At 54.9% G+C, this 18,719-nt stretch carries 9 protein-coding genes and 1 tRNA gene; 6 read left to right on the forward strand and 4 right to left on the reverse strand.

Annotation, left to right across the window (positions count from 1 at the left end):
* Nucleotides 1-776 precede the first annotated feature (776 nt).
* Complete coding sequence (locus RISK_RS13105) at nt 777-3,377, forward strand: S9 family peptidase (protein WP_160311446.1); 2,601 nt, start codon at nt 777-779, stop codon at nt 3,375-3,377.
* Nucleotides 3,378-5,057: 1,680 nt separating this feature from the next.
* On the opposite strand, the gene RISK_RS13125 is transcribed toward RISK_RS13105, so the two are convergent.
* Nucleotides 5,058-5,291, reverse strand: a complete 234-nt coding sequence (locus RISK_RS13125; RefSeq protein WP_047814778.1) for a hypothetical protein — start codon at nt 5,289-5,291, stop codon at nt 5,058-5,060.
* A 642-nt stretch (nt 5,292-5,933) separates the two neighbouring features.
* Between RISK_RS13125 and RISK_RS32815 the strand changes: the two genes are divergently transcribed.
* Nucleotides 5,934-10,067: a patatin-like phospholipase family protein gene (locus tag RISK_RS32815; protein ID WP_047814779.1), complete on the forward strand. Its 4,134-nt coding sequence runs from the start codon at nt 5,934-5,936 to the stop codon at nt 10,065-10,067.
* A 395-nt stretch (nt 10,068-10,462) separates the two neighbouring features.
* Complete coding sequence (locus RISK_RS13135; protein ID WP_047814780.1) at nt 10,463-13,756, forward strand: metallophosphoesterase family protein; 3,294 nt, start codon at nt 10,463-10,465, stop codon at nt 13,754-13,756.
* Nucleotides 13,757-14,067: 311 nt separating this feature from the next.
* Here the strand turns inward: RISK_RS13135 and RISK_RS13145 are convergent, their stop codons facing one another.
* Both RISK_RS13145 and RISK_RS13150 read right to left on the reverse strand, forming a co-directional pair.
* Entirely contained in the window at nt 14,068-15,072 is a 1,005-nt protein-coding gene (locus RISK_RS13145) for a tyrosine-type recombinase/integrase (protein ID WP_053061177.1), read from the reverse strand.
* A gap of 85 nt (nt 15,073-15,157) precedes the next feature.
* Nucleotides 15,158-15,232, reverse strand: a tRNA-Pro gene (locus RISK_RS13150).
* 241 nt (nt 15,233-15,473) lie between these two features.
* Between RISK_RS13150 and RISK_RS13155 the strand changes: the two genes are divergently transcribed.
* Complete coding sequence (locus RISK_RS13155) at nt 15,474-16,460, forward strand: M28 family peptidase (protein ID WP_047814856.1); 987 nt, start codon at nt 15,474-15,476, stop codon at nt 16,458-16,460.
* 295 nt (nt 16,461-16,755) lie between these two features.
* Here the strand turns inward: RISK_RS13155 and RISK_RS13160 are convergent, their stop codons facing one another.
* Nucleotides 16,756-17,568 (reverse strand): 4'-phosphopantetheinyl transferase family protein, encoded by an 813-nt coding sequence (locus RISK_RS13160; RefSeq protein WP_236696263.1) that lies wholly within the window; start codon nt 17,566-17,568, stop codon nt 16,756-16,758.
* Between the two features lie 101 nt (nt 17,569-17,669).
* Here RISK_RS13160 and RISK_RS13165 point away from each other — a divergent pair, with 101 nt between their 5' ends.
* Both RISK_RS13165 and RISK_RS13170 read left to right on the forward strand, forming a co-directional pair.
* Nucleotides 17,670-18,065: a hypothetical protein gene (locus tag RISK_RS13165; RefSeq protein WP_047814858.1), complete on the forward strand. Its 396-nt coding sequence runs from the start codon at nt 17,670-17,672 to the stop codon at nt 18,063-18,065.
* A gap of 103 nt (nt 18,066-18,168) precedes the next feature.
* Nucleotides 18,169-18,552 (forward strand): hypothetical protein, encoded by a 384-nt coding sequence (locus RISK_RS13170; protein WP_047814782.1) that lies wholly within the window; start codon nt 18,169-18,171, stop codon nt 18,550-18,552.
* The last annotated feature ends 167 nt before the right edge of the window (nt 18,553-18,719 follow it).

Raw genomic sequence — 18,719 nt, forward strand, 5'->3', positions numbered from 1 at the left:
CAACCCCAAAGGTTGAACAGCCCACCGTTAGCCACGGTTCCCGCGCACAACCGGGGCTGAAGCTGGACTGCTGAACGTTTGGGCTTGGAGAGTATTGTCGCTTGCGCAAGTTTTCATCCCGGTAGGGATGCAAGATGGTAGCCGTCGGTAAGCGATAGCGCCACCGATGGACATGCAAACCCCACGCCGCCACTCTCCATCCCGCCGTGGCCATTGGCCAGTTTGGCCTGGCCCCAGTTTTCCGCCAGCTTTCCTGCACGGCCTCTGCAACCGCTGTGGTGGACGGGACATGGTTCCTGCCCGTGGTCCGCAAGCCAATGGAAACCTGCGAAGGGGGTCGTGGTTCACCGTGAAAACGCTCCAACGTGCCGGTGGATTCCTTCAGGATGATTCCGGTCGTCGCGAAACAGAAAGACGGGCGACTGGCTTTTTCAGCTATTAAACTGCTTGGACTTTGAAGGCGCAGTGCGAAGCAGGACAGCAGGAGTTTTTCTGCGTTTGAACTGCTTTGGTAAGCGGTGCTGCTCCCACGTACAACCGCGGCGAACGCCCAAACGGCTCCCATGGTTGCGTCCGTTCATTCCTGTCGACCTGCTTCGCAAACGTTTGCCGGATGGACGGGTGTCCCATCAACGCCGCGGTTTTGGCAACGCCATTGTTTCGCCGCTTCGCGACGAGATGGCTGCAACCGTTGTTTTGTGATTCGCCAATCGGATGGCATTCGATTTTGCCGCGATTCCAGTCCGTTCTCTCACCTCCAATCGCTTCGATCCAACATGCTTCGATTCTCAGTTCCTCTGACCATCGTTCTTGTCACCACGTCCCTCTTCCCTGCGGTGACCTTTGCGCAAAAGAACAAAAAGAACAACGCCAAGGACGAATTGAAACTGGAGGACCTCTTCCCCGAGAAAAGCATCTTTGGCCCCTCCGCCCGACGACCGGAATTTTCTGCCGACGGACGCTACGCCGCCTACCTTTACCGCCCCTACAACGAACGCCGTCACGGCAATGACCTTTGGGTCTACGACTTCAAGACAGGAAAAGCCAAACGGATCACGGACATTGGGATGATGTCCGAGTTCCAGCGATCATCGCGGATTGTGATCGAAGACCGTCTGAAGAAGCACAAGGGGGACTCGGATCAAGACGACGAGAAGTCGGACAAGCCAACCCGCTCCGACGACGAGGAAGATGACCAAGACGATGCCGAAGAGGCTGAAACGGAGAAGACCGAAGAGGAACTGGAGGCAGAGCGAGAGATCTACTTGAACGTGTCGGACAAAGACGCCGACGATGAGTACGCGCCGGCCTACTCTGGGATCGCTTCATTTCAATGGCACCCGACGGAAAATCGCATGCTGCTGATTTCCGAGGGTGATGTTTATTTGATCAACGATCTCGATACTTCCGAACCCGTTCGACTGACCAAAACCGACGAGCGTGAGTCCCAGGTCGCCTTTCTCCCGGACGGTTCCGGCTACACCGTGCGACGCGACAACGCCGTCCTACGGTTCACCTTCGGCGAACACCTCGTCGAACAGCTCAGCCCCAAATTACCCTCGGGCGAAAACCTCAGTCGATACGAGATCAGCCCAGACGGCAAACGCATGGTCCTGGTCAGCCGAACGAAAGATTCTTCCGGCGGGCGCACCGTGGACATCATTCGCTATCGCGATCGATTTGCCAAATCCGACCGCGTGTCGCGAACGGTTTCCGACGACGAAGTCAAACCGCAAACCATCAAGGTCTACCTGTTCGAGTTCGACGCTGCGGAGACCGAACAAGCCGATTTGATTCAGATCTTCGACGAGACCATCGACGAACCACGCGACATCATCAGTTCTCCCCGTTGGTCGCTGGACAACGAACAAGTGACATTTTGTTTCTTCGATCAAGAGAACGCCGAGGTCCAGATCCTGCTCTCGAAGTGGCCCTCCGGTGAGGAACTCGCCGAGGCGACCAAGAAAGCGAAACGCGAGCGTCAAAAAGAATTCCAGAAGGACATGTCCGAAGCGAAGGAGAAGGACAAAGAAGACCAGACCCCTGGTCGCCGTGGCCCCCGCGGCGGCTCCCCCGCTGCACCGGAACGACTGAAAATCGAAGCGAAAACGGTTTATCTCTTCAAGCACTACGGCGGACCCAATACGCCGTCGATGGTCTCCCCCGATTTCGCTGGCGATAGCAAGTCGATTGTGTTCATCAGCGAACAGAGCGGCTTTCGGCATGTCCATCTTCTCGATCCGCTCTACGAAAGCGTTCGACAACTGACCAGCGGACGCTTTGAAGTTTATCCGATTCGTTTGTCCGATGATCACACCCAACTGTTCGTCACAGCAACCAAAGAATCGGCAGCCCAACAAATGGTTTACGTTCTGGATCTCGAAGACGGCGAACTGACCCGCCTCAACAAGGAAGATGGCAATTTCTCCGACGTGGCGATTAGCAATGACGGGAAACGCATGATCGGGAACCACGTCACCTATGGCGAATTGACCGAACTGGTCGCCCAGAATGAAAAGAAAAAGGTCACCAGAATCACGGACTCGCATCCCGAGAAGACCCAGTCGCTCATTGATATCGAGCCTGAATTCTTCGATTACGAGAACCGACTCGGACACACCATCTCCGGCATGATGTTTAAACCGAAGGGGTGGAAAAAACGTGACAAGCACCCGCTGTTGATCTATGTCTATGGCGGCCCCCTCGGCAATCGTCACAGCGTCAACGATGGCAGCTACAGCGCCGACGGTTACTTCTTCCAAATGTACATGGCCCAGAAGCACGGCTACGTCACGATTGTCGTGGATCCCCGTGGACAATCTGGCTACGGCGGGCTGTTTGAGAAATCAAACTACGAGCAAGTTGGCAAGCCGCAGGTAGAGGATCTCGTCGACGGCGTCAAATTCATGACCGAGAATTTCAACACCGACGACCAACGAGTTGCAATCTACGGCTGGAGCTTCGGCGGCTTCCAAACCCAAATGTGCCTGTACACCGAGCCCGATGTGTTCCAAGTCGGCATGGCTGGTGCGGGACCGACTCAGTGGGAAAACTACAACTCCTGGTACACCACCGGCACGGTCGGCCCGTCACGAAAAGGCACACCGGACCAAGAGAAATACTCCTTGGTGCCGCTGGCCAAAAATTTGGAGGGCAAGCTCCTGTTGGTTCATGGCATGGAAGACACCAACGTTCTCTTCCAAGACACCATGGCGGTCTACCGGGCACTTCTGAAAGCTGGCAAGGAAACCAATGTCGAGTTGTTCTTGGACCCCACCGGAGGCCACGGTCTCGGCGGCGACGTCAAACGACTGGGCCGCATGCGGAAGTACGAAGAGTTCCTCCTCCGCACGATCGGCCCTGGCGAGAGCGACTGAATTGGATGAAGACAGCTCCGGGTGTCAAGCAAGCCAAGAGCAAGAAGGGGCATCTCATTCCTGCCTTGCCGGGGGTTCTGCGCAGGATTGCCTGATCAATGCCCCACGTCGGAGCTTTCCAATGCCTCGTTGCGAAGTTGGCAAATTCTGCCGACATGCAAAACCTTCATGCAGTGCAGTGCTGCGTGTATTCGTGGATGGCTGGCTCAACCGCGTCTTTGAACACGGCGGTTCGCTGAATCCGGCCTGCACCGCGATGGCAACACTCGTTCGTGCTTTTTGTGGTTCACGAAAATCGAAGTTGCTCGCTGGCACCCCGTAGCCCACGAGCGAAGCTCAGGAAGAGTAGAACATTTGTCTCTAAATGTTTGCGTGCCAGGGTGGATTCGTCGAGCAGCGAGACGCGGACGTCTGGCAGAGGACTTGGGGAGGCAACCGGGCTTGGCGGCGGAGAACTGCCCGACGGAACAGTTGGGGACAACTGTTCTACTCTGACGTCATGGAATCCCGGACCGGGATCTCGCTGGGTCCGGCCTGCACCGCAACCGAACCAGCACTTCGTGAGCCTCATGGTTCACAAAAATCGAAGTTGCTCGCTGACACCCCGTAGCCCACCAGCGTAGTCCAGGAAGAGTAGAACATTTGTCCCCAAATGTTCGCGTGCCAGGGTGGATCCGTCGAGCAGCGAGACGCGGACGGGTGGCAGTGGACTTGGTGAAGCAACCGGGCTTGGCGGCGGAGAACTGCCCGACGGAACAGTTGGGGACAACTGTTCTACTCTGACGTCATGGAATCCCGGACCGGGATCTCGCTGGGTCCGGCCTGCACCGCAACCGAACCAGCACTTCGTGAGCCTCATGGTTCACAAAAATCGAAGTTGCTCGCTGACACCCCGTAGCCCACCAGCGTAGTCCAGGAAGAGTAGAACATTTGTCCCCAAATGTTCGCGTGCCAGGGTGGAATCGTCGAACAGCGAGACGCGGACGTCTGGTGGTGGACTTGGGGAAGCAACGAGGCTTGGCGGCGGAAAATTGCCCGACGGAACAGTTGGGGACAACTGTTCTACTCTGACGTCATGGAATCCCGGACCGGCATCTCGCTGGGTCCGGCCTGCACCGCAAATGAACCACCGCTTCGTGAGCCTCATGGTTCACGAAAATCGAAGTTGCTCGCTGGCACGCTGTTGCCCACGAGCGAAGCTCAGGAAGAGTAGAACATTTGTCTCTAAATGTTTGCGTGCCAGGGTGGATTCGTCGAGCAGCGAGACGCGGACGGGTGGCAGTGGACTTGGGGAGGCAACCGGGCTTGGCGGCGGAAAATTGCCCGACGGAACAGTTGGGGACAACTGTTCTACTCTGATGCCATGGAATCCCGGACCGGCGTCCCGCTGGGTCCGGCCTGCACCGCAACCGAACCAGCACTTCGTGAGCCTCATGGTTCACGAAAATCGAAGTTGCTCGCTGACACCCCGTAGCCCACCAGCGTAGTCCAGGAAGAGTAGAACATTTGTCCCCAAATGTTCGCGTGCCAGGGTGGAATCGTCGAACAGCGAGACGCGGACGTCTGGTGGTGGACTTGGGGAAGCAACGAGGCTTGGCGGCGCAAAACTGCCCGACGGAACAGTTTGGGACAACTGTTCTACTCTGACGTCATGAAATGCCGGATCGGCGCTTCGCTGGGTCAGGATGCCAGTGTTGCAATCGCCGGTGACAACTTGCCCCCCCCCCCTAAGAACAACGTCGATTCGTGGTTGTGCTTCACGTCCATTCGCATCGACGGGGTCGAAGCAACATACGCAGGATGCTCGAAGTAATTGCTCGGCGGCTGCCCGACGTGTTCCGCAAATTGGCCACGCGGCAGGTCTTCGAGCAGTTCTCCAAAACGCTCGAACTCCCGTTGCTTACTTTTCGACATTCACGATCCCAAGCACGAGTGGCGACTTTCTCAATGACGAAAAGCGATTGTACTGTCCTTCTGCCCTTTCCCACCACAGATCACTCGAATGCTCGCAACTGCCGGACAATGCCAGCCGGTCCACGCAGCAAACTGTGGAGCATGTTCCCGCCGCGTCAAGGGACAAAAGCAAAGCCAGCAAGTTCAGTTTCGCAGACGCACCGGTGTCGGCCGCCGGAGCAGCATACTGACCGTTTGAGAATCGAGCCGCTTGCTTCCACCAGTCGATGAAGTGCTAACGCTTTATTGTGGATAAAACATCAGCGTGTCGAGATTCGGAGACAACGATGCGACCTATGCCGCTAGCTTCACGCTCGAAGGCAATGCATCCGAACGCACGAACACGGCTAACTTGGAAAATTTGCTAATTAAGCAGGGTCCAGGGGAGTACACCGATTTCATCCCACATGGGGGTCAGTGATCTAGTAGAATCTGCAACTTATTTGGTTTGCCCGATTTTCTGCTTTTCCAGAGTGAATCCGTCTCGCAAAAGACCGACTGGCCCCATCATGCGGCCTGGTACCCAATCGAGTCGATCGGTGTGGTGAGCTTCCATTTTGTCAAACTTTAACCAGGAAAGTCGGCATCAACGAGAGACTGACCATGCAAGAGCCTTCACTCGACCCGCCGCCTCCGACATTTCCCTACCCGCTGCAAAAACCATCGTCCCGAGATGGGGATGATCTGTTGGTGGACTGGATTCGCAACCATTCCAGCTACCTGACCATCGGCAGCTTAGCGGCCAAACTCGGTCGCGTGGCCGCGTTTATCGGCGGCACGGCAAACAATTGGTTCCTGCTGATTCCATGGATGTTGGGAGTTGCTTACGCAATTGGCGTCAACCACTTTCGAATCCTGGACCACCCGGTCACGGGTTGGTTCTGGTTGACACTCGCAATCAGCATCGTGGTTGGCATCGTTTTTCGAAATCGGGGAACGACGACGCCGGACGAAAAGTCAGTATACAAAGAACGTAGACGATGGAACCCGACCTCGTTGCCCTCTCGCATCTTGGGATGCATCCTCTTGGCGGGTGGCATTGCCGTGATTGTTGTGCTGGTGCCAATGACAGTCGAATGGATTCGCGATTCGGGCCGCTACGGTAGAGGCAGTTCCTGGACGCTCGCCGGACTTCTGGGGGCAATCGCTGCATCGCTGGGCGCGATCCAAAGTCTGATTTCCAATCGAATGCGATGGGTATTGATGCTCTTGCAGATCTTCGCGGCGTTGGTCGGCATCGGAATCTTATTGGTCGCTCTGCTGGTCGCCGAAGAGTTCATTGTTTACGGGAATGTTTTTCGTTTTATTGCTTACCCCGGTTCAGCCTATTTCTCGCTGTTCAACCCAATCCTGGTCGCCATCGTTTTGTCCTTCGCGTGCGTCGGTATCGGTGTGTGTGTCTATCTCAGGGGTTACCAAGTCTTCGTTGACGGCAAATGGTGGAAGCTCGATTGGACCATCCGATATCAGCTTCTTTCAGCAATCGCATTCGTGGGCGTTTGGGCTGGTGTAGGACTGTGGATGACCGGTGGCGACTTGCCGGTGCTCCCTCAGGATTTTGAGCAAAATCTTGCGAAGGTCCGTTCGGACGTAGGTCGACAAACGCGACCGATTAGCCGATTCGCCAGCGTGGTTCCGGCGATTTCTCTTTCGAGCCTAGGCGCTGACGAGAGTAGGTCCTCGAACCCGTTGGTGGTCAACGCCTCGATCGGACAGGTCGTAGTTGAGCCAACCGCCGCAAACCGACCTGACAGCGCATTGACGCCACAGTCGACCGTCTGGGATCCGAGAACAGCCCTTGACGAACTGTTCCCTGAAACAAAGAGCCTGTTTGATGAATTGGCACGCCGTCGCATTCGGCTGTCCGAGCACTACAACCTTCGGCCGCACGGATTGTTCGGTGCGGACACCGCGATCGAGAACCGTGACGATTGGGCGATCGACTATTTCGATGCGGCTCAGCGGTTTGTCGATCTGGCGGGCGAACTCGGCGACCTGCCGCCAACTCATCTCGCACAGCTTCGATCAATTGTGTCGGAAATCAATCGAGTAGATTTGAAGGAAAGGTTATCTACCCGGTTCAAGAACGACTCGACAGAAATAACTCAACAATTGTTGCTGATGCAGGTCATAGCTGAAGCGGCCTATCAAATTCAACGACAAACGTTGGTAGACATAGGACTTCCAGTGTCCCGCGATGGCAACATAGATCTTGCCGGACTAAAAAGCCTGATTAGAACGGAGTGTTCGGCGTCAACCGCTGATGACATTCTGACTCGGCTAAAGAAACGGACCGTCAACGCCTATCACCAAGCGGAATACGCGAAATTGGCGGAGCGGGACACAGACAATTTACAGGCGTTTAATCGGTCGGGGCAAACGATCGCCTCAAAGGGGCAAATCCAGCTTGTTCCAAAACCGCTCGATTCTGGTTTAGAGCAAGAATTAAAGAGCCAAATTCGTGTTGAAGTACTTTGCTGCATCCTCTGTCAGTTGGACCAGGCGACACTCAGTCAATTGGAAGTGACGGATCTCGCCGTTGGCCCCGAATCAAAACCAAAGGCCGCCACACTGCTTGAATTGCTTCAAATGAGCGATCACGACTTGATCGTCTTGGCAACCCAATGCAACGAAGCTGCCGAGCCAGTCGAGCGACATCATCTTGCATTGTCGCTGGTACTGCGAAGAGCGTTGGACGCCAGTGGCGAGGAACGGTTGGACTGGTTGAGGGATGTTGGTCAACTGGCACGACCTTTGATTGGCTTCGATAGCGACCAATTGAAAGCTTATCAGTGGGATCCCGCACAACGGTGGAGTAAGGAAAATTTGGCCCGCGGAATTATGGCTCGATTCGCGGTGGCGAGTAATCGCCCCACAGAGGTTGTCGCTGCTGACGACGTAGTTTTGGCGATCAAGAACGGTGGTGTGCCGCTGGCAGATATCGGATCGTTGCGTTCTAGAGTCATGAATCAGGCTCTCTGGCCGAAAACGCATTTGTTCCTGGTCATGGGGTTGCTCATTGTGCTGTTCGGTTTCTTCGTCGACGTCAACGCAAACTCGATGCACAACTACTATCGGAATCATTTGGTAAACGCATTCTTTGTCACTCGACCGCGATCAAATGCGGACAATTCTCGCAAGACTGGATCCGCAAGTGCTTTGCCGCCGCCTGACGTAATCGTTCCGGACTCCGTAAATGAGTTTCGATTGACGCAGCTTTCACCGAAGGGCTGTGCCGCCCCGTACTTGATCGTCAACGGCGCGCTGAATCTTCAAGCGGTCGACGACCCGAAACTCCGTGACCGCATGTGCGATCCCTTCTTTTTCAGCAAGCGATTCTGCGGCAGTGTTCGAACCAGTTTTTTACGATCGGGGCTGTTTGAGCAAGTTCACCGTGAGATGAATTTGGGCACCGCGATGGCGATCTCGGCCGCTGCGGTCGCGCCTAACATGGGGCGGCGAACCAACGGCTTCCTGGTGTTTATCATGACCCTGCTCAACGTGCGGTTGGGATACTGGGTGCCGAATCCATCGTCGATTTCAGGAAGCGGGTCAAAGGGGACAAGCGGCAACGGCATTGGCCAGTCCGAGTCCGCTGAGGATTCGGTCGCCCCAGTGAAAGCAGTTAATTTGCCCACGAGGTCGTTCGTCGTGGATTGGGAGACCGTCTTTCAAGCCGAATTAGAAGATGAGATATCGGCTCGGCGAGTCGTAGCCTATCCAGAATCGTCCGAGCGAGATTCGCGACTGAAAGAGTTAACAAATCCCGACGAAAGAAATCTGATGGGACTGGCGTTGTCGGGAGGCGGAATCCGTTCGGCGTCCTTCGCTCTCGGCGTGCTTCAAGCACTCAGCGATATAGGAGTCTTCCGACACATTGATTATCTCTCAACCGTATCCGGCGGCGGATATATCGGTTGCGGCTTGAGCGTCGCGATGGCTAGAGACTTCGTTAACGCCGATGACGATTCGAATGGCGATGTTGGCAACGATGGCAATCGCAGCGAACAACAGCCCGAAAGGGTTTTCCATGACGAGAACGGGAATGCGTATGCGAACAGGCGATTGTCAGCGGTTTATTATGCTCGCGAATTGACCAGCAACTTGAACACAGACAACGACTGGATCAACGTGAGCGACGGAGGACACATCGAAAATCTAGGTGCGTTCGAATTACTCAGGCGACGGTGTCGTCTGATCATTGTCAGTGATGCCGAGGCGGATCCGAACTACCAGTTTGATGGTTTGGCAACACTCATCCGATTGGCCAAACTTGAACTGAATACGGAGATTGAAATTGAGGTAGCCCCAATTCGGCCTCATTGGCCCACGGACCAGTCAGGAAGGCCGATAGAGTCCAAGACAAGTATTCGCGACTATCACTCACAATCACCTTTCGCCATCGGCACGATTACGTACCCACCGGGCGACTCAGCTGTGAACGCTCCATCAACACAGGCGACTCTCGTTTATCTAAAATCATCAGTGACTGGGAACGAAGAATTACCAATTTCCGAGTACCGCGACCGACACCCTGATTTTCCGCACCAGCCAACATCTGATCAGTTTTTTGATCAAGACCAGTTCGACGCTTACCGACTTCTCGGATGCAAAATCGCTCTGGAAGCATTCGGTAATGGGAATATGGATGCTGAAACACAACCTGCGGTATTCAACAGCTACGATAAACTTCGAGCGTGGCTCGACGGAAATTTTCAGGAGACCAACACGAACTAAGAGCAGTTTGCTCGTGATCTGTTGCAATTTGCGGTTGCCATGCGAGAATTCAATTTCGTCAATCGCTCGTCATTTTTCATGAGCATGCTCTTGTTGGACTGCTATCGATATTCGGCTGGCCGACCTCGGATGCTATGGTTTCATCGACCCGAGTTGCCGGCGTGATATGGGGGCCGGCGTCGGCCACCGGAGCACCTAATTGAACTTTTAAAGTGGGAACGACCCCGTTCCCCTTTTCTTCCCATTGCAGGCGAGTACGCCAAGACAAAGGGCGTCTACCAGGGACGCCGCAAAGGGGCCAAGCAAGCTGCCCAACCCGTAGACGACGGAGCCTCGATAAGTGGATAATGGGTGACTTCCTTCACGAAAAATGTGTCTGATCCGCTGCGAGTGCAATGTTTCGAATTCTTCATATCTCCGACCTCCATGCGAGCGAATCCGACAAATGGAAGACCGACTCTGTCCTGCGAGAAGCACGAAAAAAGCTCGTCGAGCAATGCTCTGAAAACCCGGTCGACGTCGTCGCCTTCACGGGGGACATCGCCAACAGGGGCTCGCGAAAGGAGTACGACATTGCTGAGCAATGGATTGAACGGACATGTTTGAACAAGGACGGACTGAACCTGGAAGCTGATCGTCTCCTTTTTGTTCCAGGAAACCACGATGTAGACCGTGCTAAGCGGTCGGTTGTCGCAAAAGCACTGGAGGCTACGCTTTGCGAGGTCAAGAACCAAGACGATGTTGCGACAGTTTTCAATGACAAGGCGTCTAGGGACGCACTATTTGATCGTCACTGGCAGTATAAAAAGTTCATCAAAAAGGTCACCGGTAAGAGCTTAAGCACTGAAGGTGCATGGACACGTTGCTTCTCGTTCGAGTCATCCTCGATTGCTTTCCATGGGCTCAATTCTAGCTGGCTGTGTCGAGACGATTCTGATCAACGTCGCCTTCTGGTGGGGGACGCTCAGCTTTCGTGTCTGGGCGAGGATATCGACAAAGGCGACGTATCTATTGCGCTCGCCCATCACCCGCACCCCGACCTTATGGAATTTGACGAAGATACTTTCGAGAATTTCTTGCGCAATCATGCTGACATGTTTTTGCGAGGCCACCTGCACAAGCCCGATGTGGTCAATAAAGAAACGAGTAGTGGAGGATACTTAGAAATAGCCGCTGGATCACTGTATCACGGGGCAAAAGCGCCGAACAGATTCAACATCATTGACATTTCGAGATCCCTGACCGAAGTGACTATTTCCACGTTTGTCTGGCAGAACGACCGTTGGATTCTCGACAGGAATGCTTTTGCGGACAGCAACGATGGGCTTGGTCGCTACACCCTTCCAGACAGAAAGTCAGCGGGTGCTTCGAAGGAGAACCAACGCGAAGAACTTACTGCAGGGATCATACGGACGGATCCTTTTCTAAATGCGGAAATAGGTGATGGAGAGGATGCTAAGGCAGCAACAGATAGTCCGCGAACCAACTTGCTAAATCGCTTCCCCCGCTTCAGCGTCAAAGCTACGAAACAGCATGCTGCGATCCGCCACGACGCGATGTCTCGATCTGAGTGGGCAATCGAAAACGAAAGAGTGCTTCGATTGTTCGCAGATTGGGGGTCAGACCCTGACGCATTCCTTGCGTCTTTGACGCAACGTCTAAAGAATGACGGCTTCACTACCTTTCTTCACGCTCGATGTGGGAACGTGGTATCGGGAAAAGATTTGCAGACCCGACTTAGCAAATATGCAGGTACATCGGCTGTAGAACTTGGTGCGGCGTTACGAAGTGAAGACAAAACAATCCTCATCCTAGATGAGCTGTCTTTCGACGAAGAATTTAATAACGAAAACAGTTCTTTGTTTGCTACCATTAGAGCTTTCCTTGACTATTGCAGTAACTTATCTGTTATCTGCGTAGCACATGGACGTGTCCCCCGGAACCATCTGCCAAGTGGGGTGGTGCCGCTGACTGTCTTGGATGATGCTGACACCCGTGAATACTTGGAGAATCACGAAACTAGGCCAGTTCGGCTAGATGACGTTTTCGACTACAGCCGTATACGCCGTGCAACTGGTGGCGTCATTCGACGAATTGATGATTTCGTCGATGCAATACGCTACACAGACTTCGATGGAGCGATAGCGAGCATAGCAGAGCACACAAACAGTGCTGACCATGACTTGCCTACAGAGGTCATTGATGCGATTGCGATGATGGCGAGTTCAGAAGAAGACGATCACAAACGCGCTTACTCGCTACTGTCAGTGCTCTGCATTCTTGACCACGGCGAAACACTTAAAACGATTAAACGAATTAGGCAGCAGTCTCCTCTGTGGGCACGACACGCTACTACTTTGGAGGATGCTGGGATCCTGGACGTCTCGCCCTCGGTGGCAAGCAATATCGAAGAGGATTCTCTGGCTAGATCCGCTGGAGGTGAAAAAATACTCCATGTACCTCGTCTGATTCGGGATCATGTTCTTTCTATCATGCCACGGGACTATCGGATTGAGTTGCTTAAGAAGACATGCTCAGTATTTTTTGGCTCCGATTGGAGAGTAGGCGGAATTAGACCGAAGCCTCGTTCGTCGGAGGCGGGGATGACTTCTTACATCGCAACAAGCAACGAGCTTTGCGTTATTCGAAGCGTCTTATTGGAGGCTGCGAGTGGTGAAGAATTGGTTCCGTGCACAGGGGAAGAAGCCGCCCGCCTTGCATTGCGGTTTACCAGCTACCTCAATTCCAAAGGGCTATACGGCGAAGCGTACGAATCAGCTAAGGAAGCACTTAGCATCATCGGCGACTCGCATGCCTATGATAGCATGGCAAACGTACGCGATGAGCTAAAGTTGCTTGCCGCCAAGTGTGCTCGCATGGTCGGCGAACATACTGCGAGCATTCGATTGCTGAAGGAAACGCTTGAAGTCTCGAAAAACGCCGGATTAAAGCAACGCACTAAGGCGATACTCATCGCTATGGCATTGGCGTATGAGAGCCTCGGCATGGAGCATGAAGCCGAGGAAACGGCTGAGGAAGTCGTTAGGATGTCGGGTAACAACACCGCTGACTACCTGCAGGCAAAGGCGATAATTGCCAAGTACAATTGCAACAGCGAAGGCGAAGCTATCAAGGCACTCAAAAGGCTTATGCAACGTGCTCGGGGACATGGTCACCATACAGTCGGCGACAACATCGCGATTGAGATTGCTTCAAGATCTTCTGCAGTAAATGAAATTCTTAAGCAGCTTGCTTCTGTTCGAACTAGGCACGATAGAGAGTATAACTTTGTGCGAGCCACAATTCGACGAATCGAAACCCTTCTTAATAGCAATCGACTATCAGATATTTCGACGCTTGATCGCGAGGATCTCAAAGTTTGCTACTCGCTAACTTTTTCGCAGCGGATGCGAGGGATGTTTAATTGGTGCAATCGAGTTATTTGGGAACTTGCGAATCAAAGCGACGATGAGGACTTGTTTTTCCGTTTGTATTGGCACAGTTCTTTTTTCTGGCGGCTTCATCAAGACGTCGCATCCGAAGAGAAGTTTTCGCGGAAGCTTGTCGAGCGGTTTCCTCTTCCGATTTCAGGCCCGACACTCTCACCGGCACAGCTAACAATCCTGCGCTACTGCAGTGCAAGACTAAAGACGCTTTCGTTTGGCCCAACACTGGTGCCGCTCAACTGAAGTCCGCTTTTGTTTTAAAATTGACTTCGGTCACCCGGCAACATTCTATGCGTTGCGCACCGCGTTTAAATTCGCTTGATGAAGAAAAGGAGGAACGGGGGCGTTTTTACATCGAAAGTTCGATTCGGTGCACCAGTGGCCGACACCGGTGCATCTGCGGGACTGTGATTTTTGGTTTTGCTCTCCTTCACCGAAGCAAAGCAGGAATGCTCCACAGTTTGGTTTCTGTCAGTGACGTGGCGATTGCTTTCCAACCGATTCGTAATCGTTTTCAGGCAATCTAATTCATTTTGCGAAGCAATCAGAATCGCTCATTTGGTTGGATGGCCTTGAATGGCTTTCGCAGCCTGAGCACGTAAGAACTCTGGCTGCTTCGCGAGGTGGCTGTACACCTGAGCGACCATCGCCGGATCTTTATGCCCCATGAGGTGTGCCGCCGCGATGGAGTCGATCCCGCCTGACGTCAATGCATGCGTCGCCCATGAATGCCTGGCTCCGTAAGCGATGACATGGAACTTGACCTTTTTAGAAATGCGGTCGAGCCGACATTTGATCGAGTCCTTCGTCCACGAGCGGTCTTTGCTATTTCGAAAGACGTGTCCTGTCGGATGCTTTGTCGCCAGCCGAGCGAGGATCTCTGCGGCCTTGGGAACGAGGTAAATCACGCGGGGTTCGGTCTCGCCCTTGGATTGGTCGGTCGGAAAGATGACCATGTCATCGAGGATGAAGCGTGCCTCGATCGTGCGAGCCTCGATGGGACGGCACCCGGTGCAATACAGGAAGTCGAGCAGATCGTCGAAGGGGGCTTTGGCGTGTTCGCGGATTTGTTGCCATTGCTCGTGCGTGTAGAACACATCCCGCCGCTTCTTTTTCGGCTTCCGCATCCCGGCGATCGGGTTGCGGAGCAGATAGCCTTGCTCCACTGCCCAGTTGAGATTTCGTTGGACTACGCCGATCGCGTCGGCGCGGCTTGTCGAGTTCCAGGTCGGTTTGTCGATCCACCGATTGACGTGGAAGGGCTTCAAATGGGTGACCTTGAGTTGCTTCCCGACCTTGTCGATGAAGCTCTTCAGGTAGTGCAAACTGCGGTCGTAGGTCGCCTTTTTGCGGTTGGTCTGCACCCAGTCCAGGTAAGTTTGGCTCAGTTCGTAGAGCGTCGTGTTGTCCGTCGCGATGGTGGCCGGATCGGCCATCATCTGATGGAATTTTGCAAACGCCGCATCCTTGTCTTTGCCAAGGTTGATTTGCTGGCCGCCGGTGGAGAAATACCAGCTCTGGGTTTGCTTGCGGAAGAAGGGCTTTGGCTGCCTTGGCATCGGGACTCTCCTGATTCGTGCATGAAACGTGCATTTGACGTTTCAATGATCCAGAAGAATTCAACAAAAGCAATGTTTTGCCGAGTCGGGATGACAAGATTCGAACTTGCGACCTCTGCACCCCCAGTGCAGCGCTCTAACCAGGCTGAGCCACATCCCGTGAAGGCCAAAACTCTACCGAAGTTCGCTCGAGTTCGCTAGGGTGAACAGCCACTTTCATGAACTCCCTTTTTGAGCGGCTTCCGCAGGACGTTTCGGCGATGGATCTGGCTATGCAGGCGGCAACCCAACCCACAGATTTTCCCCCCGGGCTCGCGCGTTCCACGCCCGAGAATTCCACCCCGCAGACGTTCGCGACAAATTCGCACGCTGGGGCCGCCAGCGGGAATTGGCCGCGGCATTTGCTGACTTTGGCGGTTTTGGCCTTCCTGGCTTTCGTCGGGGTCGCCATGTGGAAAATGCTACGAGCCCCTGATTCAACCTCCGTGGTCCCCGCCACGCTTGGGCCCGTCCCCGAACAATACGACGCGGACCGGGCGATGGGATACTTGGTCGAAATCTGTGATCTCGGCCCCCGCCCGTCGGGTAGCCCGGCGATGCTGCAGCAACAAAAATTGTTGACCGAATTCTTCGAAGCTCGAGGCGGCCAGGTCCGCTTGCAACGCGGCGACATTCGGCATCCCCAAACGGGCGAGAACGTTCCGATCGCGAACCTGATCGCGGCCTGGCACCCCAACGCTCCGACCCGGTTCCTGCTGTGCGCTCACTACGACACTCGGCCTTACCCCGATCGTGATCGCCGAAACCCCAGGGGCGTCTTCGTGGGTGCCAACGACGGGGCCAGCGGTTCTGCCGCTCTGATGGAACTGAGCCATCAATTTGCGGACTTGCCCGAGGACATCGGCGTCGACGTGGTGCTGTTTGATGCCGAGGAGTTTGTCTTCGGCGAACAGAGCGGCGAGTACTTCCTGGGATCCACCTTGTTCGCTCAGCAGTACCTGATCGAACCACCCCCGGTGCACTACCGCAGCGGCGTGTTGCTGGACATGATCGGCGACAAGGAATTGCAACTGCTCTACGAACGCAACAGCCTGCGGTATGCCCGCGATGTCACGAAGTCGATCTGGAAGACTGCCAAGCGGTTGGGCGTGAAAGCGTTTGTCGCTCGGACACGCAGCCAAGCGATTCGCGACGATCACTTGCCACTGAACCAAATCGCCAAGATCCCCACCACGGACTTGATCGATTTTGATTACCCCCGACCAGGATTCCGTGCGCCGCAGTATTGGCACACGACGCAAGACATCCCTGAAAACTGCAGCGGCGAAAGCCTCGTCGCCGTGATTTGGGTGGTGCATGAGTGGATGCTGGAACAGAGGGGGGGATAGAAGTGGGAAAGGGGCTCAGGGGCTCAGGGGCTCAGGGGCTCAGGGGCTCAGGGGCAGGCTGTGGCTCAGGGGAGCAGGGGGTGATTGAAAAAGTGAAATTGAAAATTGAAAATTGTAAAGTTGGTGGGTGACTTGCGGATGTGCGTGGAGATGGCACGAGGGCGCGTAGGGAGGATTGAGTGGCGAGCACGAGCACGAGCACGAGCACGAGCTAGGAGCTAGGAGCTAGGAGCTAGGAGCTAGGAGCTAGGAGCTAGGAGCTAGGAGCTAGGAGCTAGGAGCTAGGAGCTAGGAGCTAGGAGCCTTGCATGCGTTTGCGGAAGTCGAAGAGTTCGATCTTGGGGACCACGTTGTTGGCTTTCGTTCCGAGTGCGACGGCGGCGATGTAGCCCTGCCGTGGGATCACGTTGCGGATCTGCCAGTGCCGGCCTTGCGCAAGCGACTCATCTTTGAGAATCAATCGCGGGGAATTCGAAGCGGCCTTCTCGAATGCGAATTGGTCCAGGGGCGTGTTCAGCCCCGTGCCAATGGCTTTGATGAACGCTTCTTTGAGTGTCCAGATCTTGAGGAACAAGGCTTGCTTCGCGTCGCCGTTTTTGACCCGGTCGAGCTGTTCGATCTCTTCGGGGGCGAAGTAACGTTGAGCCAGCCCCGGATCGGTTTTCCGGTCCAAGCCTTCGATGTCGACGCCCAGCCATTCGTCGGCCGCTTCCGCTCCGAGACCGCAGATCACCAACCCTTTCGTGTGGGCAATGTTGAACGGTCGACGCAAGAGTTCCGGGGTTTCGACGATGGGTTTGCCGTGGTCCAGGTTGCGGAACTGGATTTGATGCGGGGGCGTTTCTGTGTCCGCGATCAGGAAGCGGGCCATGCCACGACCGATCACGTGCTGGTGCCGAGCCGAGGCGACTCGGAATTTGGCCGCGGATTGGTGCTCTTCTTGTGCCAGCCAACGCATGCAGAACGATTCGATTTTGCCGGGTGTGTCGGCGGCCGCCGAGGCATACCAAAGCTGGATCGGGGACTGCTGTTTGGCGGAATGATTCGGCGCAGCGGAGGGCTGGGGGGAATCGGCGGTGTGCGGTTCTAGGGGGGGCGTTTTCGTCATGGTTGCCATGATCGACAAAACTGGGCCGACTCGTCAATCACGCTGACGGGGATCCGGAGAATGATTGTTGGGCTGTGCCGTCAACGTTCGATGAGAACGACATGACATTCTGCTACCCAATCCCGGTTTGCGTGTTCGCTGAAAGCGCCCTGGAGTCCGTCGCGTTTGACCGCGGAACGCTGTGGTTGGTCGCCGGCTTTTTGATGTTGGGATGGGCCTTGGCTCGACTGACGATTTCGAGACGCAAAAAGGCGATCCGTCAACGCGGGGAATCTCGCGAGACGCAGCGGCGACTGGATTCGGTGAAGAAGACGGCGTTGCCACTGAGCGACGCGCCCCCCGAGACCCAGCGTTGGCAAGTCGCGATGTTTGATCTGCAACGTGAATTGACAGGGGATTTGGACACGCGGATCGCCGTTGTGCAAAGCTTGATCCGGCACGCCGATCAACGCATCGCGACCCTGCAAGAGCTGGAACGTCGTCAGCAGGCCAGGTGAGCCGCCGCGACATTCATGGCAGCCACCCGCTAGAATGGTATGAAGAGCAAGTGCCAATGCGGGCGCAGTTGCCCGTGCCTGTCACTGCTTTCGGAGGCCAGCTTTGTTTCGCTTCAGTCTCGCAACATTGATCGCTTTGCCGATTGTCGTGGCCTCGTTTGAGTTGGCTGTGGTCCGTCCCGTGGTCGCGACGGTGCTTTACTTCTCGCTTGCTGCATTCGTGATTCTTTTCAGTTTGACCGCCAAGGCATCGGGAACGCGGTTGGAGGTGGAATCCAGGCCCGGGCTGATTTACACCACCGGATGTTTGATCGCATGCGTCGTGGTTTTGCTGTCCGTGCAGACTCTGAGAAAGAGTTCGCGGCGATTCAGTGAATGGTCCCTGGAGCATCGGATGAATCGCACGGGCTACCGAAAGGTCTGGCAGGAGCCAACGTACGGTCGAAACGGGCAGGTGCTTTCGCGAGGGTACCGCTGGGAAAAGTAGCCCGGGTGAAAGCCAGGCGAAGCCGTGACGCATCCATCTAAAACAAAGTCGATGATCGAAGATCACGATGGAAGCAGGTCGGCAGGAATGACCACGCACAACCATGTGAGCCGTTTGGGCGTTCGCCCCGGTTGTGCGTGAAAACCGTGGCTAACGCCAACGGCTCA

The sequence above is a fragment of the Rhodopirellula islandica genome (genome assembly GCF_001027925.1).
GTDB lineage: Bacteria > Planctomycetota > Planctomycetia > Pirellulales > Pirellulaceae > Rhodopirellula > Rhodopirellula islandica.